Raw genomic sequence first — 17,678 nt, forward strand, 5'->3', positions numbered from 1 at the left:
TAATCGCGAAAAAAGGCAGCCAATGGCTGCCTTTTTCTTTTCTTATCGTGGGCTATCAACCCTACTCCTCTCTGTGTAAATCCCCTTTACACTTTCTGCCCGGCTTATTTCGTTGTGTAATTGATTCGCCAGCTCTGCTAGGTTGTGATCAATATTAAAACGCGCACGCAATTTTCCCTGCGGACCCGTAAGGTAAAGTAAAGTGGAATGGGCAACCTGATAATTGCCTGGTTTAGGGTCAACCTGAAATTGTGCGCCTAGGATATTCGCCAATGACTTGAGCTGCTCCGGGTGACCGGTAACACTGAAAAATGATGGGCTAAATTGGCGTACATACATGTCGAGCATGGCTATCGAATCGCGCTCTGGGTCGACCGAGACAAACAGGTACGCCAGCGTCTGGTGGTTTGATAACCTCGACATATGAGTTTCAAGTACTGCCAGTCGAGAGAGAGTTGTCGGGCAAATATCCGGACAATGTGTGAATCCAAACATGATCAATGTCCACTGTCCATGTAATGAGCGGTTATTAAACACACCTCCTGCGCTTTGCAGTTCAAATGGCTTCAGGCTGCGTTCGGTTTTCTGCACCAGGCTCTGTACTAGGGCTGGCTGGGACGGTGGGGTGGTGGGTAAGACTAGGCCCAGACCTAAACCTGTAAACAGGGTTAATATTAATGCGTTTCTGTTACCCATCTGCATCTGCCTTTTTTGCCTGCCAGCACAATCCCAATCCCAATAACGCAGGTAAGGTAACGCCCGCAAAATCAATTAACAGAAAAATTGGCCCGCAGATCCCGACCAGTACTTCCCAAAAATGAAACAGGGCGTGGCAGGTTAACCAAAGAGCTGGGAACAGCCATACTTGCAACCGATAACGGGCATAAAAAGCACCATAGCTGAATGCCCCTCCAATCAGGATATAGAGCATACCGATATCACGTATAAAGTGCTGGTTATAAAACCCCCTGTCAGGCACGCCGGGCACACTCCAGTACCACTGTTGCGGGTAAAGCAGCATAAACACGCCATTAGCCAGCGCCGCCAGTCCAAGAAAAACGGCGACGGATGTGATGACTTGATTGCGCATAACGTTACCCTGTTACTGAACTGCTTTTGTCAGACGGCGTCAGCATTTGCTCATTCACGACCACACGACTGCAAGCTTTACCGTATCCCAAAGTATATTTAAGGGCCGGATAGACACGACAGGAGCTGATACTAAACGCGATCGCAATCAGCCCCTTCTCTCCCCACATGGCACGAACATGCGGGCGAATGTCATCGGCACTGGGGTCATGGGCTAACACCAGATCGGTAAATTCCACTATCTGAGCGAGTTCATCAGGTAATGCAGTAAGGTCCTTGTTGACGATTGCACTGACCTGAGCCGCAGGCACACCTGCTTCCAGTGCCATATTGACCAGTAGCTGAGTGCAGGGGCCACAGTCGTCCCACAATATGGCGCGTAACCTGGCGGCATATAATGGTGCCACAGGCAGTCCCCCGCGATAACCCGCCATGGACTGAAATTTCAGGTATTTAAAAAAGGCGCTCAGATCCGCGGACAGAATGTCCTGCATATACGTGACGTCGTAGTCATACTTTTTTTGCATAGAAATGAGCATTTTGTTCAGTAGGTATTTGATCATCGGATACTCCTGGTGGTTTGGTAAGCCTGGTCAGAGGGTGCACTTAACTGCGAGTGACGCTGTGCAGGGGTTTTTAGCGGGCGTTGTAGCAAGAGCAGGCAAAGGGTAAACAGGGCTGCAAAGGTGCACAACATAAGGGTATAGATATCATTGTTTAGCAGTGCTGCACCAAGGAGTGGGCCAGATGCCACGCCTATGCTGGATACCACGGCTGCGACGGATGAAAGCTGTCCTGAACTATCCTGCTCTGCGATGAGGGCGAGCAGGTAGGCATGTACGGCGGGCCAGGAAAAAAACAACAGTGCCAGCGCCAGCATGTAGACAAGGTTAAAATGCGCGTAAATGAGCAGCAAGGCAGTCATGAAAGAGAGCAAAATGCTGCTACATAAATACAGTGTGCGGTGTGCCTGACCTGATTTCAGAATGGGGAGTAACGCGCCTGCCAGCCCCAGTAAACCGGTCAGCGCAATGATCTGGCTGATCTGAGTTTGAGACTGGCCTGCACTTAGACCCATCTGGCCCGCAAACGCCCAGATCCCGCTGGCCGCGACCAGATAGAGCAGCATCGCCAGCAGTAACCGGGCGCTTTTAGCTGTTAAATGCAGACGTTTTGAATGCTGTTTTGGGCTATGTACCGCTGGCAAGGCTGGCAGCAAGGGCAAAAAGAGCAATGCAATAAACACCAGCGCAGCCATGATATAAAACACGGCGTAGTCACCGAGCAGGCGCTCAAGTGCCGGTACGGCATAGATCACCATAGAGCCGATACTGAACTGAATAAACAGCAAGGTGCCGAAGGCTCTGTCCGGGTTCGTTAAACGCGCGAGAATGGCAAATGAAATACCGACACTAAAGCCACCCAGTACCCCGGCGATAAATCTCCAAGTCAGCAAACCTGTGTAAGTGCTCCATGCTGATGTACTAAGCTCCATAGCGCCTAATGCGATGAAGGTGAACAGTAGAGCGGGTTTCCAGGCAATATATCGAACCACAAAAATGGCGCAAATACTGCCTAGTAATGCGCCATACCCATTACTGGCCACCAGAGTACCGGCATGCTGTGCGGAAAAACCAATCCCGCCTGCCAGTGCATCCACAACGGCGGGTAAAAAGTTGAGATAGGCCAGTCCGGCCATGGCAACGAATGCCAGGCAAAAATAACGGATCCCTGAGTTTTCTGCATGGTTTGCAGTGTGCTGTAACATAGTGTGTCGCCTCCTGAGTCACTTTGTCATTACTCTAAGAGATTCAGAGAGGTGGAAAAACCAGCGATTTTGCCATTGAGTCGTGAATACTATTCATGAATAATTGCTGATATAGTGCAAATATCGACGCTGTTTACCCAATTCACAGGACTGACTATCATGGATAAACTGAGATCACTGACACTGTTTCTGGCAACCTGTGAGGAACAAAGCTTTGCGGCTGCAGCGCGTGTCTGTAATACAGATCCTTCTACCATCAGTAAAGCCGTAAGTCGCCTCGAAGCTGAGCTGGGGGTAACTTTATTTCAGCGCTCCACCCGGCAATTGAAGATCACCGCTGCCGGGCGGCATTATGCACACACCGTACGTTCGAGCATTCAGGCCCTGTCCAGCTGTGAAGATGAGCTCAGACAACTCAATGACGCACCCAGAGGACGGTTGCGGGTGAATTCCGCCGTGTGCTATGGTCACCTTTACCTGCGCCCGTTACTTAAAGCGTTTTGTCAGCGTTATCCCGAGATCACACTGGAGTTATCTCTAGACGATATGCATGTGGATATTATCGAGCAAGACATTGATGTGGCGTTACGTACAGGGTTTATCAAAGATAGTCGTCTGGTGGCTCGCTGTCTGAGTCCGATGGATTTTTTAGTATGTGCTTCACCGTATTATCTTGAACAGCATGGCACGCCAGGCAGTCGAGGCGATTTTGACAATCATGCCTGGATAGGCTTTAAGATCAAAGAAACACAGCAGCTACAACCGATTTTTCTGCCAGATGAGCAGGGAAATTATCAGCTCTGCGACCTGCGTCGTACCCATATTACCGATGATGGCGAGGCCATGGCACAATTATGTGCCGATGGTCTGGGACTTGCTCAGTTACCGCACTTTTTGGCTAAAGCAGGTCTGGAAACTGGGGCGTTGGTGTCACTCTACCCTGCGTTCAGAGCGCCTTTGCCAGAGGGCGGGGTATTTGCGATTTACCCCAAACGTGAATACCTGCCTGCCAGAGTACGGGTTTTTCTGGATTTTTTGGTTGCGGCTTTAGCAGTGCAACAAGAAACGCCAACCCATACCTGGGCCGAGCATTGGCCGGAGCGTATCCGCTTTGACGGATCAGCTGAACAAGGGCGCACAGTTGCCCTGTGAGCGGACCTGTTCAAGCGCAGTGTTCAGGTGAGTGTGCATGCCCTCAAAGGCGAAGTTGCCCATACTGATCCGTTTAACGCCTAGCCCGGCCAGGGTGTCGATGTCGGGTAAATCAGGCATCGCCATCACATTTAGCGGCAGTGCACACGCATGTGTGATGGCCTGAATATCTGCTGGCTTGACAATGCAGGGCAAGAACAAACCATCAGCCCCAGCCTGCTGGTATTGTTGAGCCCGATGTAATGCTTCCTTGCGTGCGTTTTCCAGACCCAGCAAAAAGGCGTCACAGCGCACATTGATAAAAATGTCTGTCTGCTGAGTGATTAAATGGCCGCGTACAGACGCTAAACACTCAGCAAACTCACCGGCATGGGCTAATGTACGAGTTGAGCCAACCAGGCTGTCTTCAAGGTTAACCCCCACTACGCCCAGCTGTGCAAGTTGCTGAATATGTTTTGCAATTTGTTGTGGGTCACGGCTGTAGCCCGCTTCAATATCAACACTCAGTGGCAAGCTGGTGGCACTGGCGATACGGCTGACCATAAAGCGCAGCTCGTCGAAAGGGAGCTGTTCACCGTCCTCGTAGCCCAGCACACTGGCGACGGCGGCACTGGAGGTACCTATGGCCTGATATCCGACGTGTTGTGCCGCTTTGGCACTGGCAGCATCCCAGACATTCGCCAGTAAAAGAGGGGTTGTTTGTTGATGTAGTTGTGTGAAGTGTTGCATATCGTCTCGCTTTTCCAGGTGTTTGTTTTTGTTGGCAACGTTTTGGTTTGCAACATAGTGCGTTTGCGAGAAATAAAAGACCAACGATAAAAATCGACTTGTATTATAAGCAGAGCTTATAATAGGGTTTTTCAGAAACCCGGCAGCGTCCCTATCGTGTTTAAAAATATGAATTTGCTTGTGACGTTTGAGTGTGCGGCAAGACACCAAAGCTACAGTCTGGCAGCTGCTGAACTGTGCATCTCTCAGGCGGCGGTCAGCCAGCAAATGCGCCTGCTGGAGCAGCAGTTGGCACAGCGGCTGTTTGTCAGGACCGGCCGACACATGCAGCTCACACAGGCGGGTGAAACTTTGCACGAACATATTGCACCTGCCTTAACGATGATCGGTCAGGGTATAAATCGTTTACGTCAGGAAGAGTTGGCGGGCGAACTTTGCATCAGTTCTACCCAGGCATTTAATACCCTGTGGCTGATGCCCAGATTGCAGGAATTCGCGAGTTTGTATCCGCAGATCCGCATTCGTCTGCACTCATCCGCCAGCTTTGAAGATTTACAACACGCCCGCATTGATCTGGCGATCCGGTTTGGCACTGAAGTAGAAAAGCACACTCCGACGACGTTAGCGTGTGAATACTTTGGCGCATCACCTGTTTTGCCTGTGTGCTCCGCTCAGCTTGCTGAATCATTGCCACTAGCGGCGCCTGCCGATTTGCTGTCGACCTGGCTGGTCGCCTTAGAGCAGTCTGGTGCTTATGACTGGCCCCAGTGGTTTGAAGCACATAGCGTGCCAGGCTATGCTGAACATCCGCACTGGACCTATGTGAACTCTACAGATATGGCACTCAGTGCCGTCGCGAATGGCCACGGTGTCACGCTGGCAGTGCCTTATCTGTTTCAGCGTCAACTCGATAGTGGCGAGCTGGTGATCCCATTTAAACTGCCCCACCCCAACTCGGTAAAACGTTATCTGGTTTATGATCCCAACTCGGCTCGGATAACCCGCCTGAAGGTATTTATGGCCTGGTTAAAAGCGCAGGAGATATGACGCGCATAGGGCAAGACTGGTTTTAAATCCCATATTTCTATATTTATAGAAATAACTATTGATCTGAATTTATATTTCTATAATACTAGAAATGTGAGTTTAGATCGGGAGAGACTTATGTCACCAGAAATGCAGGTCATGCTTGAAGAAGCGGCCGATATGTTTGTGTTCCTCGCTGCGGAATTAACTGTATTGTTTCTTGTAGTGAGTTATTTAGTGGGTGTGCTGCAGGAATACATCACACCAGAAAAGGTCCGGGAAAACCTGAGTGCACGTAAAGGCAAAGGTTATATGATTGCTGCGCTGCTGGGCGCCATAACGCCGTTTTGTTCCTGTTCAACGATACCCTTTCTCAAAGGCCTGTTGCAGGCACGCGCCGGGTTTGGGCCGGTTACCGTGTTCTTATTTTCCAGCCCGTTGTTAAACCCCATTGTTATCGGGTTATTGATAGTGACATTCGGCCTCGATGTGGCGCTATTTTATTTTGTCATTGCACTTGTCACGTCTGTGGTGTCTGGCTATGCACTGGAGCGGCTGGGGTTTGAACGTTATGTGCGGGACGAAGCCTATCAGGCTGCGGTCAGCCAATCTGCTTGTAGTGCTAATCAGGCAGACAAACCGGGCTGTACAGACGTCCCTGCTGACTCACAAACGTCCGTTAACCAGAAGCGCGGTTGTGCAGTGCAAAACTCGAATGAGGCAGCTATGCCTGCAGAAAATCGCTGGTTGCGGATCTGGCACGCCACCTGGAAAGACTTTCGCACTACCCTGCCTTATCTGTTGCTTGGTATCACCATAGGGTCATTCATTTACGGTTTTGTGCCGACGGAGCTCATCGTTGAGTATGCCGGTGAGAATAAATGGTACGCAATCCCCCTTGCGGCCGTGATTGGTATCCCCCTTTACATTCGTGCTTCGGCAGTGATCCCCCTGAGTGCCGGTTTAGTGCAAAAAGGCATGGCACTGGGCTCGGTTATGGCACTGATCATTGGCAGTGCGGGTGCCAGCCTGACCGAAGTCATTCTGCTTAAATCCATCTTCAGAACACAGATGATCCTGGCTTTTCTGAGTGTCGTGCTTGGGATGGCGATCACTGCGGGATATCTGTACACGCTTATTTTTTAAATTATGGCATGTCCTTTTTGCGCTGTGAGCCTGAACGACAGCGAGACTTGGACACATTCAATCAAGAGGTAATCTGATATGAAACCAATCAAAGACGTCATTATTATTGGTGCCGGACCTGTCGGGCTGGCCGCTGCAGCGAGACTGGTCGAAAAAGGCATACGCCCCACCATCATTGAAAAAGGTAACTCTGCCGGAGAGGCAATACGCCAGTGGGGTCATGTGAGTTTGTTTACGCCCTGGTCCTATATGATTGACGACGCCGTTGTTAGCTTGCTTAATCGACATGGCTGGCCAGGCATCGATCTTAATGCTATCCCAACTGGTCAGGAGGTGGTTGAGCAGTACTTGCAACCTGCGTCGCAGCTGCCTGAGCTTGCTGAAGGGATCCTTTATAACACAGAGGTTTTCGGAGTGTCGAAAGAGGGGAGCAGTAAGCACACAACACAAGGTCGCGACCGTGCTCGTTTCGCAGTGCATTGTCGCAATGGACAGGGAATTCAGGTGCTGCATAGCGACGCTGTGATTGATGCTTCCGGCACCTGGTCAACACCTAATCCATTGGGGTTAGATGGCCTGCCTGTGCCGGGTGAGCTGGCAAATCTGGACAGAGTGCATTATGGCATTCCTGATATTCTGGGTGCGCAGCGAGGCGACTTTATGAATAAGCGAACATTGGTCGTAGGTGCGGGTCACTCTGCAATGAATATTGCGCTGGACTTACTGAAACTGCAAACCGCTGAACCGGACACTGAGGTGATCTGGGGAATGCGAAAAAACAACATAGATAAATTACTGGGCAGAGGTATTAACGATAAAGTGCCGGCTCGCAAGCAGCTGGGGCTGGCAGCAAAACAAGCGATTGAGCGCGGTGCACTAAAACTGCTTCCTCAGTTAGAGATCAGACAAATCACGCGTTCTGACCATGGACTGGAGATCGATTCTTTGGTGGCTGGCACCCAGGCTGAGATACAGGCAGATCACATCATCGTTGCCACTGGCTTCAGGCCTGATCTGGATATGTTGCGAGAGTTAAGACTGGATCTGGATCAGATTGTCGAAGCGCCGTCACAGCTTGCGCCTTTGATTGACCCAAACCTGCACAGCTGCGGATCGGTGCGTGCCCATGGTGTCGATGAACTGTCCCATAATGATGCGCACTTTTACATTGCAGGTATGAAGTCTTACGGACGTGCTCCTACCTTCCTGATGCTGACCGGTTATGAGCAGGTCCGCTCTATTGTTGAATCCTTGGCTGGTAATGAAGCCGCGGCCAGACGCGTTCAGTTGAGATTTCCCGGCGCACCTGAAGCTCAGTCTGGCGCTTGTTGTTCTTAGGTTGCGTCGATTTATGTGTTATCGCAGGGAGTATCACAGTCGCGCGATAACACATCATCACAGCCGGGTTCATCGGCCTGATTGGCGCAGCACTCCTCTTGCAAAAATCCGATTAACCCAATCAGAGCGTCATATTGAGGCACGCAATAAAGCGTCCGGCTTTCTCGGCGTTGCTTAACCAGCCCTACTTTAACCAGGCGATTTATATGGTGTGACAAGGTAGAGCCAGGTACATTCAATGCTGCCTGTATTTCTCCAACAGGGACGCCCTGTGTGCCACCTTTCACCAAATATCGGAAAATGCTCAATCGGGTTGTGTGCCCCAGTTCGGCGAGTTTATCTGCCGCAGATGCCAGGTCCATAGTGTACTCCTCAGTTATATAATTCCATAATACTGGAAATATATAACTGAGGCAAAGCAAGCCAGTGAATTTTAGGTCTGTCACTTTATCGATCTGGCTTGTTTTGATGGAGTCATGCTCAGGGTCGCGTGCTTATAAGCACTTCCTGTGCATTGCTGTCTCCGGCTATCTCTGGTTGATACATCATTTCAACGCTGGCGGGTGGCGCCAGATAGTTGCCACCGGCCTGTGCCTGTGCCAGATATTCAAATGTTGTTGTCCCGGCGCTGAGATATGCCTGATGCCAGAGCACTTGTTGTGCCCCTTGTGATGTCTGTTGCATAAGCAGACTGGTATCCAGGGAGTCCGCCTTCAACCAGTTTTTATACTGAGTATGGCTGTGTTGCGGATTGAGCAATCGCAGCCCGCCTGGCAGTGTATCGGTCAACAGTACATGTGCTCGCTTATCAGCCGAAAAGACCTCCAATGTGACTTTGATCAGGTAGCCAGGCTTAATTGCCTGACCTGCAATGGGCTGCCATTTGTCATTGCTGTATGTGTGATAACGTCGAGTCACATCCAGGCCATTACTCTGCGTCTTGGACAATGAAAGAGGCTGACGGGTTTGTACTGTTAACCAGTAGGGCTCTGCCAAAGGTGTCTTTATTTTATATTCGTTGCTCTGAGCATCAGGTGATGCTGTCAATGATACGGGGGCCGCTGCGTTATGCTGGTGATCTTGCAGGGCCAGCGCACAGATCCCATCATTCAGCGTATTGCCAAAATGTCCCTGGCGGTGTTGACGACTGATGGCCAGTTTGCTGAGTTGTGCTTTCAATGCCTCACGCTCAGTGAGCAGCAGAGCAAGACATTGCTCCAACGGACCTGGCAGCGCACTGAGGGTTTGATCCTCAAAGCCGGTGTCGAGAACCCGGGTGAGTGCACGCTCCAGTTCAGGCTGCTCGTGTCCGAGCGCTTTCATTGCCAATAGTTGTAACAGATTACTACGAGTGCCCGTTACACCGAAGGTGTGTCGCCAGGAGAGTACCTGCTCAAGTGTCACCTGTCGGCTTTGCGCCAGCGCCCACCACTGCCAGTCGGCACTGTCATCGTCAAATGCTCGCCGTTGGTGCTCTGCTATATGTAATGCCTCAAGCACGTCCTGGCTTATGGCTTCTGGTATTGTTTTATCGATAGTCAGACTCAGGGGACTGTTATTGAGCCATTGACTTACGAGCAGCGTATAGGCGCTCAACATTGGGTCTGGGTAGGCGTGCGGGTAGTAAGCGTATCCCGTACCAAATTGCCAGCTTGAGTTCTCAGTTGCGCCCTTGGTGAGCATCTGTTGCAGGGCCTGCTTTCCCTCTGGCCAAAGTTCACTGGCAAGGGGGTTTACACTGTAGCTTAATGCTCTGGAAAGCGTTTGCTCCCAACATTGATGAGGATAATGCTGATGGTGTTGCTGTAGTGCAGACCAATTGGGAGCGAGCTGCTCAATGGAGTGCGCTTCAGCTGATTCGACCTGTACACCCTCTGCCAGTGTTACGGTGTTTTGGCGGGCAGGGTCTAACAGCCATGACTGCTGCACAATACGGCTACTATCGCTGACCCTAAACTCCGAAAGTCGCGGGAATGCCATTCGTTCGCTGTGCAGCTGCAATATGTATTCACCCGGTGGCAGCTCAGGGAGTGTGACATCAAGCAACTGTGGCTCCTGCTCTTGCACCTCAATGGTGTGCTCTGCGAGTGTCTTACCGTTGAGTGTGAGCCGCACTTTATCCTCTAATGGTTTTCCCAGCCGGTTTTCTGCCCGAATGGTGACTATGGCTTTGTCACCCTGGATAAAATGTGCTGCATGAGTTAGGTGATATTCCAGCCCCGCATGACTGGTGATGGTGTTTGTATACGTCTGTGTGCTCTGAGTATTCAGGGCCACGGCAAACACACGCCAGCGCCCAAGTAACTGGGGCAGTTGCAGTGAGACCGTTTTTGTCTGGTTAGCTTTAAGGGGGATGACCGGTTGCCAGATGGTATTTGCCAAAGCCTGAGACAATGTATCTGGTGGGGCGATTCTTGATCCGGTTGCCATCATTGCTTCATATTGAGCTTTAAAAAGCTGCTCATCCAGCTGTTGGATAAACTGCGATGCGACCAGTCTGTCACTCAGGTTATAGTCACTGATAAGGCTTTGCTGATACCCTTCACGGTTAAACAATCGATTGAGATGTATCTCGCCTGCCTGTGCACTGGCAATATTAAACAATGCATCATTGACCAGCCAGAGCTGAATATCCGCGTCCTGATCGCTGGATACCTTGATATCCAGCTGACCATTGGCTGCCACTGTTTCTGGGTGCTCTACCCTGATTGACAAAGCGTTAGCGGGTCGCACCTCAACGGAAAGGCTGGCAAACTGGCCGCGCATGTCGGGTTTGGTTGGCAAAGCAGGCGAAGAAGTCGCCCGTGAAAAATGAGGCTGGGCTTGCCATTCGAGCTGTGCAGCGCTGGCGTCACTCAGCCACTGTTGATGTAGCACTTCTCGATGGTGGTCCGAGTAAGGCATGACGGCTGTTATCCGAAAGCCGGGTAGCCAGCTGGGCGGTACCTGCAAAGTTAAGTCGTTGCTTCCCTTTTTTACTGTAAAGGTGTGTAGCGACTGATGCTCTCCGGCAGTGATAAAAGCCAGTATTTCGCCGTTTCTGAGGGCGTTTACAGAGAAGGTGTATTCCGCTTGGGCCGTTATCTGTTTTTTACCCGTTAAGCCGAATTGTGCTGCCGGTTCGCTTTCATCTGGTGAAGAGTCACTGCGAAAAACGTTGCGCATCCACAAGTAATCCTGCTTCCCGCTGCGGATATCCAGATAAAAAAAGTCTGACTCGTTGTCGGGCAGAGCGCAGGTTGCGGGTGTCTGGATCTCACAAAGTAACACCTGTTCCTTGCGTTGTTGGCCCTGTTCCGTGGTTGAAACTTCCATATGAACGGAGGCCGGCACAGACACCGGATTACCTGAGTGGTCGACAGCTATGATATGCACTTGTCCGTCTTGTTCCCGGACACCAATATAGTGCTCACGGGATAAGTAGGTCAGTTGCTGATTGAAAAATTGTACTTCGCCTTGCTCGGAGACCACTCTGCCAGACAGAGCCAGTTTTACCAGTGGCAAAGTCTCAGTTGGCGTGAAAGTAGCTGAAGACAGCTTGCCATTTGTGCTTAGAGGAATGGCGTTATTGCGCTGGCTCGCAGGCTTTTCTCTTCTGCTGCTAAAGTCATACTCCTGTGGCCAGCCACTGGGCAGATCCGAATAACCAAAGCGAATAAACTGGTATTTTAGCTCACCGCTGAGGTTGTCTGCATCAAATCCATTCATGGTTTTGCCACTCACAGAGAGGTTCAGTGGCCGATCTTTATATGCTGTGTCAGGGTGTTGCCAGGTAAACTCTATCTCAGGTGGAATAAACTCAGAGACATAGATTGAACCCAAAAAGTGAGATGTCCCCGATACTTTGGCATGCACATGATATCTGCCCTGCTTATCAACGCCTTCGGGGAGGTGAAATTGTCTTAGCCCAAACTCAGACACTGACTGTTGTGCCAGGCGAGCTTTGTGTTCGGAGCCTCTTCTTTGCAGTGTGAGTTCGATATTGTCGAGCACAGGTTGCAGGCCGTCGCTGGTGTGACGATACAAAACGACACTCAAGTCGATGGCTGAATTGGGCTGATAAATGGGTTGGCTTTTAAGCAGCTCGCCACTGATTGCCGCAGCAGATTGGGGCGTGAGCGCCATCATGGCGTGGGTGGTGTCTTTGCTGGCCCATAACCAACAGTCAGCATTGTTTTGTGGGTGTAAAGACTGCCATTGCTCAGGGGACAGCGTAAGCAATCCCTGCTGATTACTTTGGCCAAGATATTTGGGCGCGCTAAAAGACGCACAGGCAAGGTAAATATCGACATCAGCGATGGTCTTGTCGGTATCAAATTCTGTGTTGTAAAGGGTAATACCGGAGCCATGATGGACAGACAGGTTAAAGTCAGATGCGGTCAGCGTTTGCTGCAGCTGGCGCATTGTTACCTGATTGTCATAAACAGAGGACGAACCCGGGCCTTGCAGATCGTAAAATAGTATGCCACTTCGGTCTTTCAGATGGCCACTGACAGGCAAGTTAGTCTGATGTATTCGGTTATCCATATGACGCGGCATATCCGGCAATGGCATCAAAAGTTCTGATTTATCTTTTGTCTGTAGCCAGTGATGCAGCTGCGCCAGCTCGAATACGGGATAAAATTGAATTGAGAGATCTGCTGTATTACGTGTGCTCAGAGACAGTGCTGCGGGGGTACGTGCCCGATAGGCACTGCCTGATTGCTCGCTGATATGCCAGTAAGGGCTACTGGGCCCTGTACTCAGCGTCAGCAAACCTGCTTTTTTAAACGGATGCCCCGTTGAATCTGAACGCAGTGTGCTGAGATCCAGTTGGTAGTCCGTTTCCCCTTTGAGTGCGATGGGATAATAGTACAGGTCACTTTCGTGGTTTTCACGCGCGTTGCCTTTGATTATCACAGGTTGCGTGGCAATCGATGCTGATATGACAGACTCCATGAGCCAAAACTTCTCTACCCTGTGGGTAAAGCCCAATGCCAGTGCTTCTGGGGCACAGGAGCCTGCCTCTTCAGGGGGGAGCGCTTTAAAAGCGTTTTGCCAATATGGCCCTCGAGCGAAAGGCTTTACACAAAAGAGTCCCTTAAACTCGGCCTCAACCTCTGGCTCTGGGCGTTGCTCAGGGGAGAGAATTAGCTGCGAGGCCGGCAATGCAACGTGTGCTTGTGTAGGCTGAAAACCGGCGGGCAATGCAACCTCCAGATTGCCGTTATCTATCGGCTCAGCAAAGTCAATTGTGAGCCGATAGATTTGTCTTGAGTCGGCTATCTCATAATGTCGCGCTGTTGGAACAATCGTTTGATCATTAAGCTTAAAGGTCAGCGAATGCGTGATATCCCATACAACGTGCTTGTCTGTTTCTGTGTCAGCAGAGTAAACCAGCTGAAGCTGCGTTTCTTCGCGCTCTTCTATGTAAATGGGCCAGTTAGCACTGTGCCACTTTGCTGTTCGGTCATTTTGTAACTGAGAATGCAGACCAGGAAACCCAGCTTCAACACGCACTTTCACTGGTTTGTAGGCGCTTGTTTCTGTGTGTATATCACAACTGAGCTTATTGAATGTCACATAACGCCAGCGGCACTGCTGCTTGTATTGATCAGTGAGTGTGATATGCGTCAGTTGTGCGTGGCTAGGTACTTGTCCCGCTTGAGCAATATCCTGGTCAAATTGGATCAGAATTTGTTGGAGGGTATTTTTTTGTGTATGAAAGCGAATATCCTCGACCTCTAATGCCTGAGTAGCCCAGGTTAAGCAGGTGAGCAGTAACAGCACGCCTCTGAGTAACATATTGAGTCCTTGTATTGGTGTATCTGATGACTTTAGCAAATTTATAACGTTGGCCAGTATAGAAAGGGGTTAAAGTGCATTACTAAACTTGATTATCATTGTTTTATTGATAATCTTTCAATCTTTAGCCAATTTATTGTCTGTTCAATAGAGTCTACTATGACACGCGTTGCTTATTAAATCTGCGATTGCTCTGGGAGGCCGATAACCGTGGTAAAACTCAATACACTCAACAGCCTGTTGGCTGGGACCCTGTTTATTCCAGTTGCTGTGTTGGCTACTGATGCACACACCACTGCAGACAAGGTTAAGGTGGTCAGCACTGAGCAAATAGAATGGGGTTACCTTAATCCTGCACGGGGTGACAAAAGCCCAAAAGCGGCAAACCTATGGGGTGACAGAACAGGCTCTGGTGCTACCGGAATGCTGGTCAGGTTTGAGCCGGGCTTCTCATCGCCACCACATATTCACAATGTGTCTTACCGTGGCATCGTGATAGAAGGCTCATTACATAACGACGACCCCACAGCAAAAGCCATGTGGATGCCATCGGGTTCTTTCTGGACCCAGCCTGCAGGTGAAGATCACATTACTTCAGCCAAAGCGCCAGCCAACATGATTTACCTGGAGATAGACAGCGGTCCCTATCTGGTGAAGCCATCTACTCAGCAGTTCGACAATGGTGAGCGCCCCCTCAATCTTCATTACAATAACCTGACCTGGCTGGATCAGGGTACTTCGACTCAGCTGAACGGTACAGGAATTGAAATGGCCAATCTGTGGCAAAAAAGCGGTTTGACAGGTGTGTTGTTGCGCTTACCTGCGAATACGAAAATGACGTTGTCGAACGAAGGCACCGAGTTTAAGGCGGTGGTTATTCAGGGAGAGCTTAATTTTGAGCGGGAAAATGCTCGACAGGTACTGCACGCAGGCAGCTTTGTGACAGCCCACCATCCTGTAGACATGTCTTTTTCAGCGGACCAGCAAGTGTTGTTGTATGTACGCACCAATGCTGCGTTTAAGGTAGCGGCAGAATAGCCACAGGGTCACAAAAGCAGGCTCAGCAAAGCCTGCCCTTTATATCAGGTGTTATGGGCGGTAAATAGTACGCAGATAGTCTTTGACACCATCGTCACAACGCGCACCATCTTCTTCCCCTTTTGCTTCTACAGGGTAAAGGCGAACCTTGTAGCGGTATTTTTGCGCATCCAGAGCACGCATATAGATGCCGCCGAAGTTGCTGTCGTCGTAATCTTTGTACATTACATCTAGTGTACGGCCGTCATAAGCGCTGGTTGAATAGACTGTAATGCCCATTGAGTTTGGTACTACACGCTCAATAAAAGCTTCACACCAGTGCGCGGCATTTGCGCTTGCAGATAAAACAAGTGCTGCTGATGCAGCTAATAGAGATAGTTTTTTCATGATATTTCCTTATTATGATTTCCGACTCCGTATGAAGTCGCATCAAATATAGGAACTAATAATGAATCTTAGATGTGATTTTTGTGTATTTTTCATACACTAAATGTGTCAGGGGTTGATGGGAGGTGGCCAGTATAAAAGCTCAGTCAGACCAAGCTTTTCGTTTCAGGATAGTGATGCAGTGGCCACTAAACCACAGCTGCCTTAACTGGGGTTGATCTCGGCGGCAATCACTGAAATTTCTACTAACAGAGCGTCCCGCGCCATAGCGGCTTCCACACAGGCACGCGCAGGTGCATGGCCTTCAGGAACCCAGGCGTCCCACACCTCGTTCATGTCACTAAAGTACTTCATGTCTTTAATGTAAATTGTTGCAGATAGAATGTGCTGACGGTCACTTCCAGCCTGTTGCAATAGTTCATCGACTTTTTCAAGCATGGTGGTGGTTTGCTCTTTAATGCCTTGCTCTGCGTCTTTACACACCTGACCACATAAATAAATTGTGCCGTTGTGTTTTACGATACGACTCATGCGTTGTTTGGTATCAATTCTCTGTATCACGGGTGGCCCCCTTGTTGAATAATTGGTGGAACAAAAGAGGTGCTCATGGTACCACTGCTTATTTCATAGGGTAACCACTTTGGCTCTGAATGCGATTTAAGGGCATGCGCAAAGCATCAAAGCCGATAAGAATTAAACCTTACCGGCCGACTTGTGTGCAGCTTACAGTCAGGTTAAGACTGGATTGCCTGATATGTGTTATGCGCCCGGACCACACTCCATGCAGTGCTGGACAATATCCGGACCAAATTTAAGTTTGGCGTTAAGGTTTCGCAGTGCAGTACGCAAGCCTTCCTCTATGACAGGGTGGTAGAAAGGCATGTCTAGCATTTGAGGTACCGTCATCTTATTTTGTACAGCCCAGGCGAGCAAGTGCGCCATGTGCTCGGCGGCAGGACCGATGAATTCTGCACCCAAAAACAAACCACTGCCCTGTTCTGCATACAGGTGCATATAGCCCTTATTCCTGAGCATGACTCGGCTACGGCCCTGGTTTTCAAAACTGACTTCACCGATTGCGAAGCAGCCACATTTGCCATATCGTTCGTTCAGTTGTTTAAAACTCTCTCCTACCATGGCGATTTGCGGATCACTAAATACGGCAGCAATCGGTGCACGTCGCAGGCCATTGCGCACATCCGGAAAACGTCCGGCATTTTGACCGGCAATGGTGCCCTGATCGGCGGCTTCATGCAGTAATGGGATCTGGTTACTGGCATCTCCGGCAATGAAGATATGGCTTTCACCGCATTGCATTGTATGTGAATCAGCCAGTGGCACACCGCGCTCATCCAATTCTATTCCGGTATTTTCAAGGCCCAATTTGTCGATATTTGGCACCCTGCCCGTTGCAGCCAGCACATAATCAAACTGCTCTGTTTGCGGTTTGCCATCACGGTCAATGTAGGTGAGCTGAGCTTTGTCACCAACTTGCTTCATATCAGACACTTTGGCATCACTGTCAACGTAAAACTCTTCTGCAAACACAGTATTGGCATAATCCTGAATTTGTGGATCTGTGAGAGGTCCAATGTTACCCCCTACTCCAAAGAGCTTCACCTTAACGCCCAGTCGATGTAGTGCCTGACCCAGCTCAAGACCTATCACTCCGGGACCAAACACCGCAACTGACTCTGGCAAGTCCTGCCAGTCGAAGACATCGTCGTTAATAATAAGGCGATCGCCAAATGCTTGAAAGAATCCAGGTACATTGGGTCTTGAGCCGGTTGCAATCACAAATCGTTTTGCAGTTATTATGGTATGGTCATCGATCTGAACTCGATTTGCGTCCAAAAAGCGCGCGTACCCTTTGATCCTGTCTTGCTCGGGCAGTTCATCCACAGCTTCCAGTACAAAGCCAACAAACCGATCTCGCTCGCTGCGCACCCTTGCCATCACGGCTTTACCATCGATGTCGGGGGGCGTGGTATTGACTCCGAATTTTGGCGCTTCAGTGACGCTGTGGGCTGCTTCTGCTGCTGCAATCAACAACTTGCTGGGCATACAGCCGACACGTGCGCAAGTAGTGCCATATGCACCGGCTTCGATCATTAACACATTATCAGTAGATTGTTTGGCATTACGATAGGCGCTGAGCCCAGCTGTGCCCGCACCAATGACGACGACGTCAGTTTCAAGTTGTTTCATGTTTTACCTCTGA

Annotated in this window: 15 protein-coding genes; 5 read left to right on the top strand and 10 right to left on the bottom strand. The window is 50.0% G+C overall.

What is annotated here, in order from left to right; all coding sequences use genetic code 11:
- Positions 1 to 42: 42 nt before the first annotated feature.
- The 4 genes from ELR70_RS02480 to ELR70_RS02495 are packed head-to-tail and all read right to left on the bottom strand — an operon-like array spanning position 43 to position 2,857.
- Positions 43 to 696 carry an SCO family protein gene (locus ELR70_RS02480; RefSeq protein WP_054016367.1) on the bottom strand — a complete coding sequence of 218 codons (654 nt, stop codon included), beginning with the start codon at positions 694 to 696 and terminating at the stop codon, positions 43 to 45.
- Positions 689 to 1,090, bottom strand: coding sequence for a hypothetical protein (locus ELR70_RS02485; protein ID WP_054016366.1), 402 nt, complete (start codon positions 1,088 to 1,090; stop codon positions 689 to 691). Before ELR70_RS02485 ends, ELR70_RS02480 begins: the two co-directional genes overlap by 8 nt.
- 4 nt (positions 1,091 to 1,094) lie before the next feature.
- Positions 1,095 to 1,652, bottom strand: coding sequence for a hypothetical protein (locus ELR70_RS02490; RefSeq protein WP_054016365.1), 558 nt, complete (start codon positions 1,650 to 1,652; stop codon positions 1,095 to 1,097).
- Positions 1,649 to 2,857, bottom strand: a complete 1,209-nt coding sequence (locus tag ELR70_RS02495; RefSeq protein ID WP_054016364.1) for a hypothetical protein — start codon at positions 2,855 to 2,857, stop codon at positions 1,649 to 1,651. Before ELR70_RS02495 ends, ELR70_RS02490 begins: the two co-directional genes overlap by 4 nt.
- A gap of 159 nt (positions 2,858 to 3,016) precedes the next feature.
- Between ELR70_RS02495 and ELR70_RS02500 the strand changes: the two genes are divergently transcribed.
- Positions 3,017 to 4,009, top strand: a complete 993-nt coding sequence (locus tag ELR70_RS02500) for a LysR family transcriptional regulator (RefSeq protein ID WP_054016363.1) — start codon at positions 3,017 to 3,019, stop codon at positions 4,007 to 4,009.
- Here ELR70_RS02500 and ELR70_RS02505 read toward each other — a convergent pair.
- The gene (locus ELR70_RS02505) at positions 3,977 to 4,738 is read right to left on the bottom strand and encodes an isocitrate lyase/phosphoenolpyruvate mutase family protein (protein WP_054016420.1); all 762 of its coding nucleotides are present in this window, start codon (positions 4,736 to 4,738) and stop codon (positions 3,977 to 3,979) included. The two genes, ELR70_RS02500 and ELR70_RS02505, sit on opposite strands and share 33 nt — an antisense overlap.
- 180 nt (positions 4,739 to 4,918) lie before the next feature.
- Between ELR70_RS02505 and ELR70_RS02510 the strand changes: the two genes are divergently transcribed.
- The 3 genes from ELR70_RS02510 (at position 4,919) to ELR70_RS02520 (ending at position 8,248) form a co-directional block, all read left to right on the top strand.
- A complete protein-coding gene (locus ELR70_RS02510) occupies positions 4,919 to 5,785 on the top strand; it encodes a LysR substrate-binding domain-containing protein (RefSeq protein WP_235577120.1) in 867 nt (288 codons plus the stop codon).
- 117 nt (positions 5,786 to 5,902) lie between these two features.
- Entirely contained in the window at positions 5,903 to 6,910 is a 1,008-nt protein-coding gene (locus ELR70_RS02515) for a permease (protein WP_054016361.1), read from the top strand.
- A 78-nt stretch (positions 6,911 to 6,988) separates the two neighbouring features.
- Positions 6,989 to 8,248, top strand: coding sequence for an FAD-dependent oxidoreductase (locus tag ELR70_RS02520; RefSeq protein WP_054016360.1), 1,260 nt, complete (start codon positions 6,989 to 6,991; stop codon positions 8,246 to 8,248).
- An 11-nt stretch (positions 8,249 to 8,259) separates the two neighbouring features.
- Here ELR70_RS02520 and ELR70_RS02525 read toward each other — a convergent pair whose 3' ends face one another.
- Together ELR70_RS02525 and ELR70_RS02530 are read right to left on the bottom strand one after the other, a co-directional pair.
- Positions 8,260 to 8,610: a metalloregulator ArsR/SmtB family transcription factor gene (locus ELR70_RS02525; RefSeq protein ID WP_054016359.1), complete on the bottom strand. Its 351-nt coding sequence runs from the start codon at positions 8,608 to 8,610 to the stop codon at positions 8,260 to 8,262.
- A gap of 118 nt (positions 8,611 to 8,728) precedes the next feature.
- Positions 8,729 to 14,032: an alpha-2-macroglobulin family protein gene (locus ELR70_RS02530; RefSeq protein WP_054016358.1), complete on the bottom strand. Its 5,304-nt coding sequence runs from the start codon at positions 14,030 to 14,032 to the stop codon at positions 8,729 to 8,731.
- 210 nt (positions 14,033 to 14,242) lie between these two features.
- Between ELR70_RS02530 and ELR70_RS02535 the strand changes: the two genes are divergently transcribed.
- Positions 14,243 to 15,070 (top strand): DUF4437 domain-containing protein, encoded by an 828-nt coding sequence (locus tag ELR70_RS02535; protein WP_054016357.1) that lies wholly within the window; start codon positions 14,243 to 14,245, stop codon positions 15,068 to 15,070.
- 51 nt (positions 15,071 to 15,121) lie between these two features.
- Here ELR70_RS02535 and ELR70_RS02540 read toward each other — a convergent pair whose 3' ends face one another.
- From ELR70_RS02540 to ELR70_RS02550, 3 genes are all read right to left on the bottom strand, one after another.
- Entirely contained in the window at positions 15,122 to 15,457 is a 336-nt protein-coding gene (locus ELR70_RS02540; protein WP_054016356.1) for a hypothetical protein, read from the bottom strand.
- Positions 15,458 to 15,661: 204 nt separating this feature from the next.
- On the bottom strand, positions 15,662 to 16,018 hold the full coding sequence (locus tag ELR70_RS02545) for a RidA family protein (protein ID WP_054016355.1): 357 nt from the start codon (positions 16,016 to 16,018) through the stop codon (positions 15,662 to 15,664).
- Between the two features lie 198 nt (positions 16,019 to 16,216).
- Positions 16,217 to 17,665, bottom strand: coding sequence for a dihydrolipoyl dehydrogenase (locus ELR70_RS02550; protein WP_054016354.1), 1,449 nt, complete (start codon positions 17,663 to 17,665; stop codon positions 16,217 to 16,219).
- Between the last annotated feature and the right edge of the window lie 13 nt (positions 17,666 to 17,678).

The organism is Pseudoalteromonas sp. R3, from assembly GCF_004014715.1.
Lineage (GTDB): Bacteria > Pseudomonadota > Gammaproteobacteria > Enterobacterales > Alteromonadaceae > Pseudoalteromonas.

Excerpts from the sequence above, each read along its gene's own strand:
- ELR70_RS02480 (WP_054016367.1), bottom strand. The coding sequence starts at position 696 with ATGGGTAACAGAAACGCATTAATATTAACCCTGTTTACAGGTTTAGGT.
- ELR70_RS02485 (WP_054016366.1), bottom strand. The coding sequence starts at position 1,090 with ATGCGCAATCAAGTCATCACATCCGTCGCCGTTTTTCTTGGACTGGCG.
- ELR70_RS02490 (WP_054016365.1), bottom strand. The coding sequence starts at position 1,652 with ATGATCAAATACCTACTGAACAAAATGCTCATTTCTATGCAAAAAAAG.
- ELR70_RS02495 (WP_054016364.1), bottom strand. The coding sequence starts at position 2,857 with ATGTTACAGCACACTGCAAACCATGCAGAAAACTCAGGGATCCGTTAT.
- ELR70_RS02500 (WP_054016363.1), top strand. The coding sequence starts at position 3,017 with ATGGATAAACTGAGATCACTGACACTGTTTCTGGCAACCTGTGAGGAA.
- ELR70_RS02505 (WP_054016420.1), bottom strand. The coding sequence starts at position 4,738 with ATGCAACACTTCACACAACTACATCAACAAACAACCCCTCTTTTACTG.
- ELR70_RS02515 (WP_054016361.1), top strand. The coding sequence starts at position 5,903 with ATGTCACCAGAAATGCAGGTCATGCTTGAAGAAGCGGCCGATATGTTT.
- ELR70_RS02520 (WP_054016360.1), top strand. The coding sequence starts at position 6,989 with ATGAAACCAATCAAAGACGTCATTATTATTGGTGCCGGACCTGTCGGG.
- ELR70_RS02525 (WP_054016359.1), bottom strand. The coding sequence starts at position 8,610 with ATGGACCTGGCATCTGCGGCAGATAAACTCGCCGAACTGGGGCACACA.
- ELR70_RS02530 (WP_054016358.1), bottom strand. The coding sequence starts at position 14,032 with ATGTTACTCAGAGGCGTGCTGTTACTGCTCACCTGCTTAACCTGGGCT.
- ELR70_RS02540 (WP_054016356.1), bottom strand. The coding sequence starts at position 15,457 with ATGAAAAAACTATCTCTATTAGCTGCATCAGCAGCACTTGTTTTATCT.
- ELR70_RS02550 (WP_054016354.1), bottom strand. The coding sequence starts at position 17,665 with ATGAAACAACTTGAAACTGACGTCGTCGTCATTGGTGCGGGCACAGCT.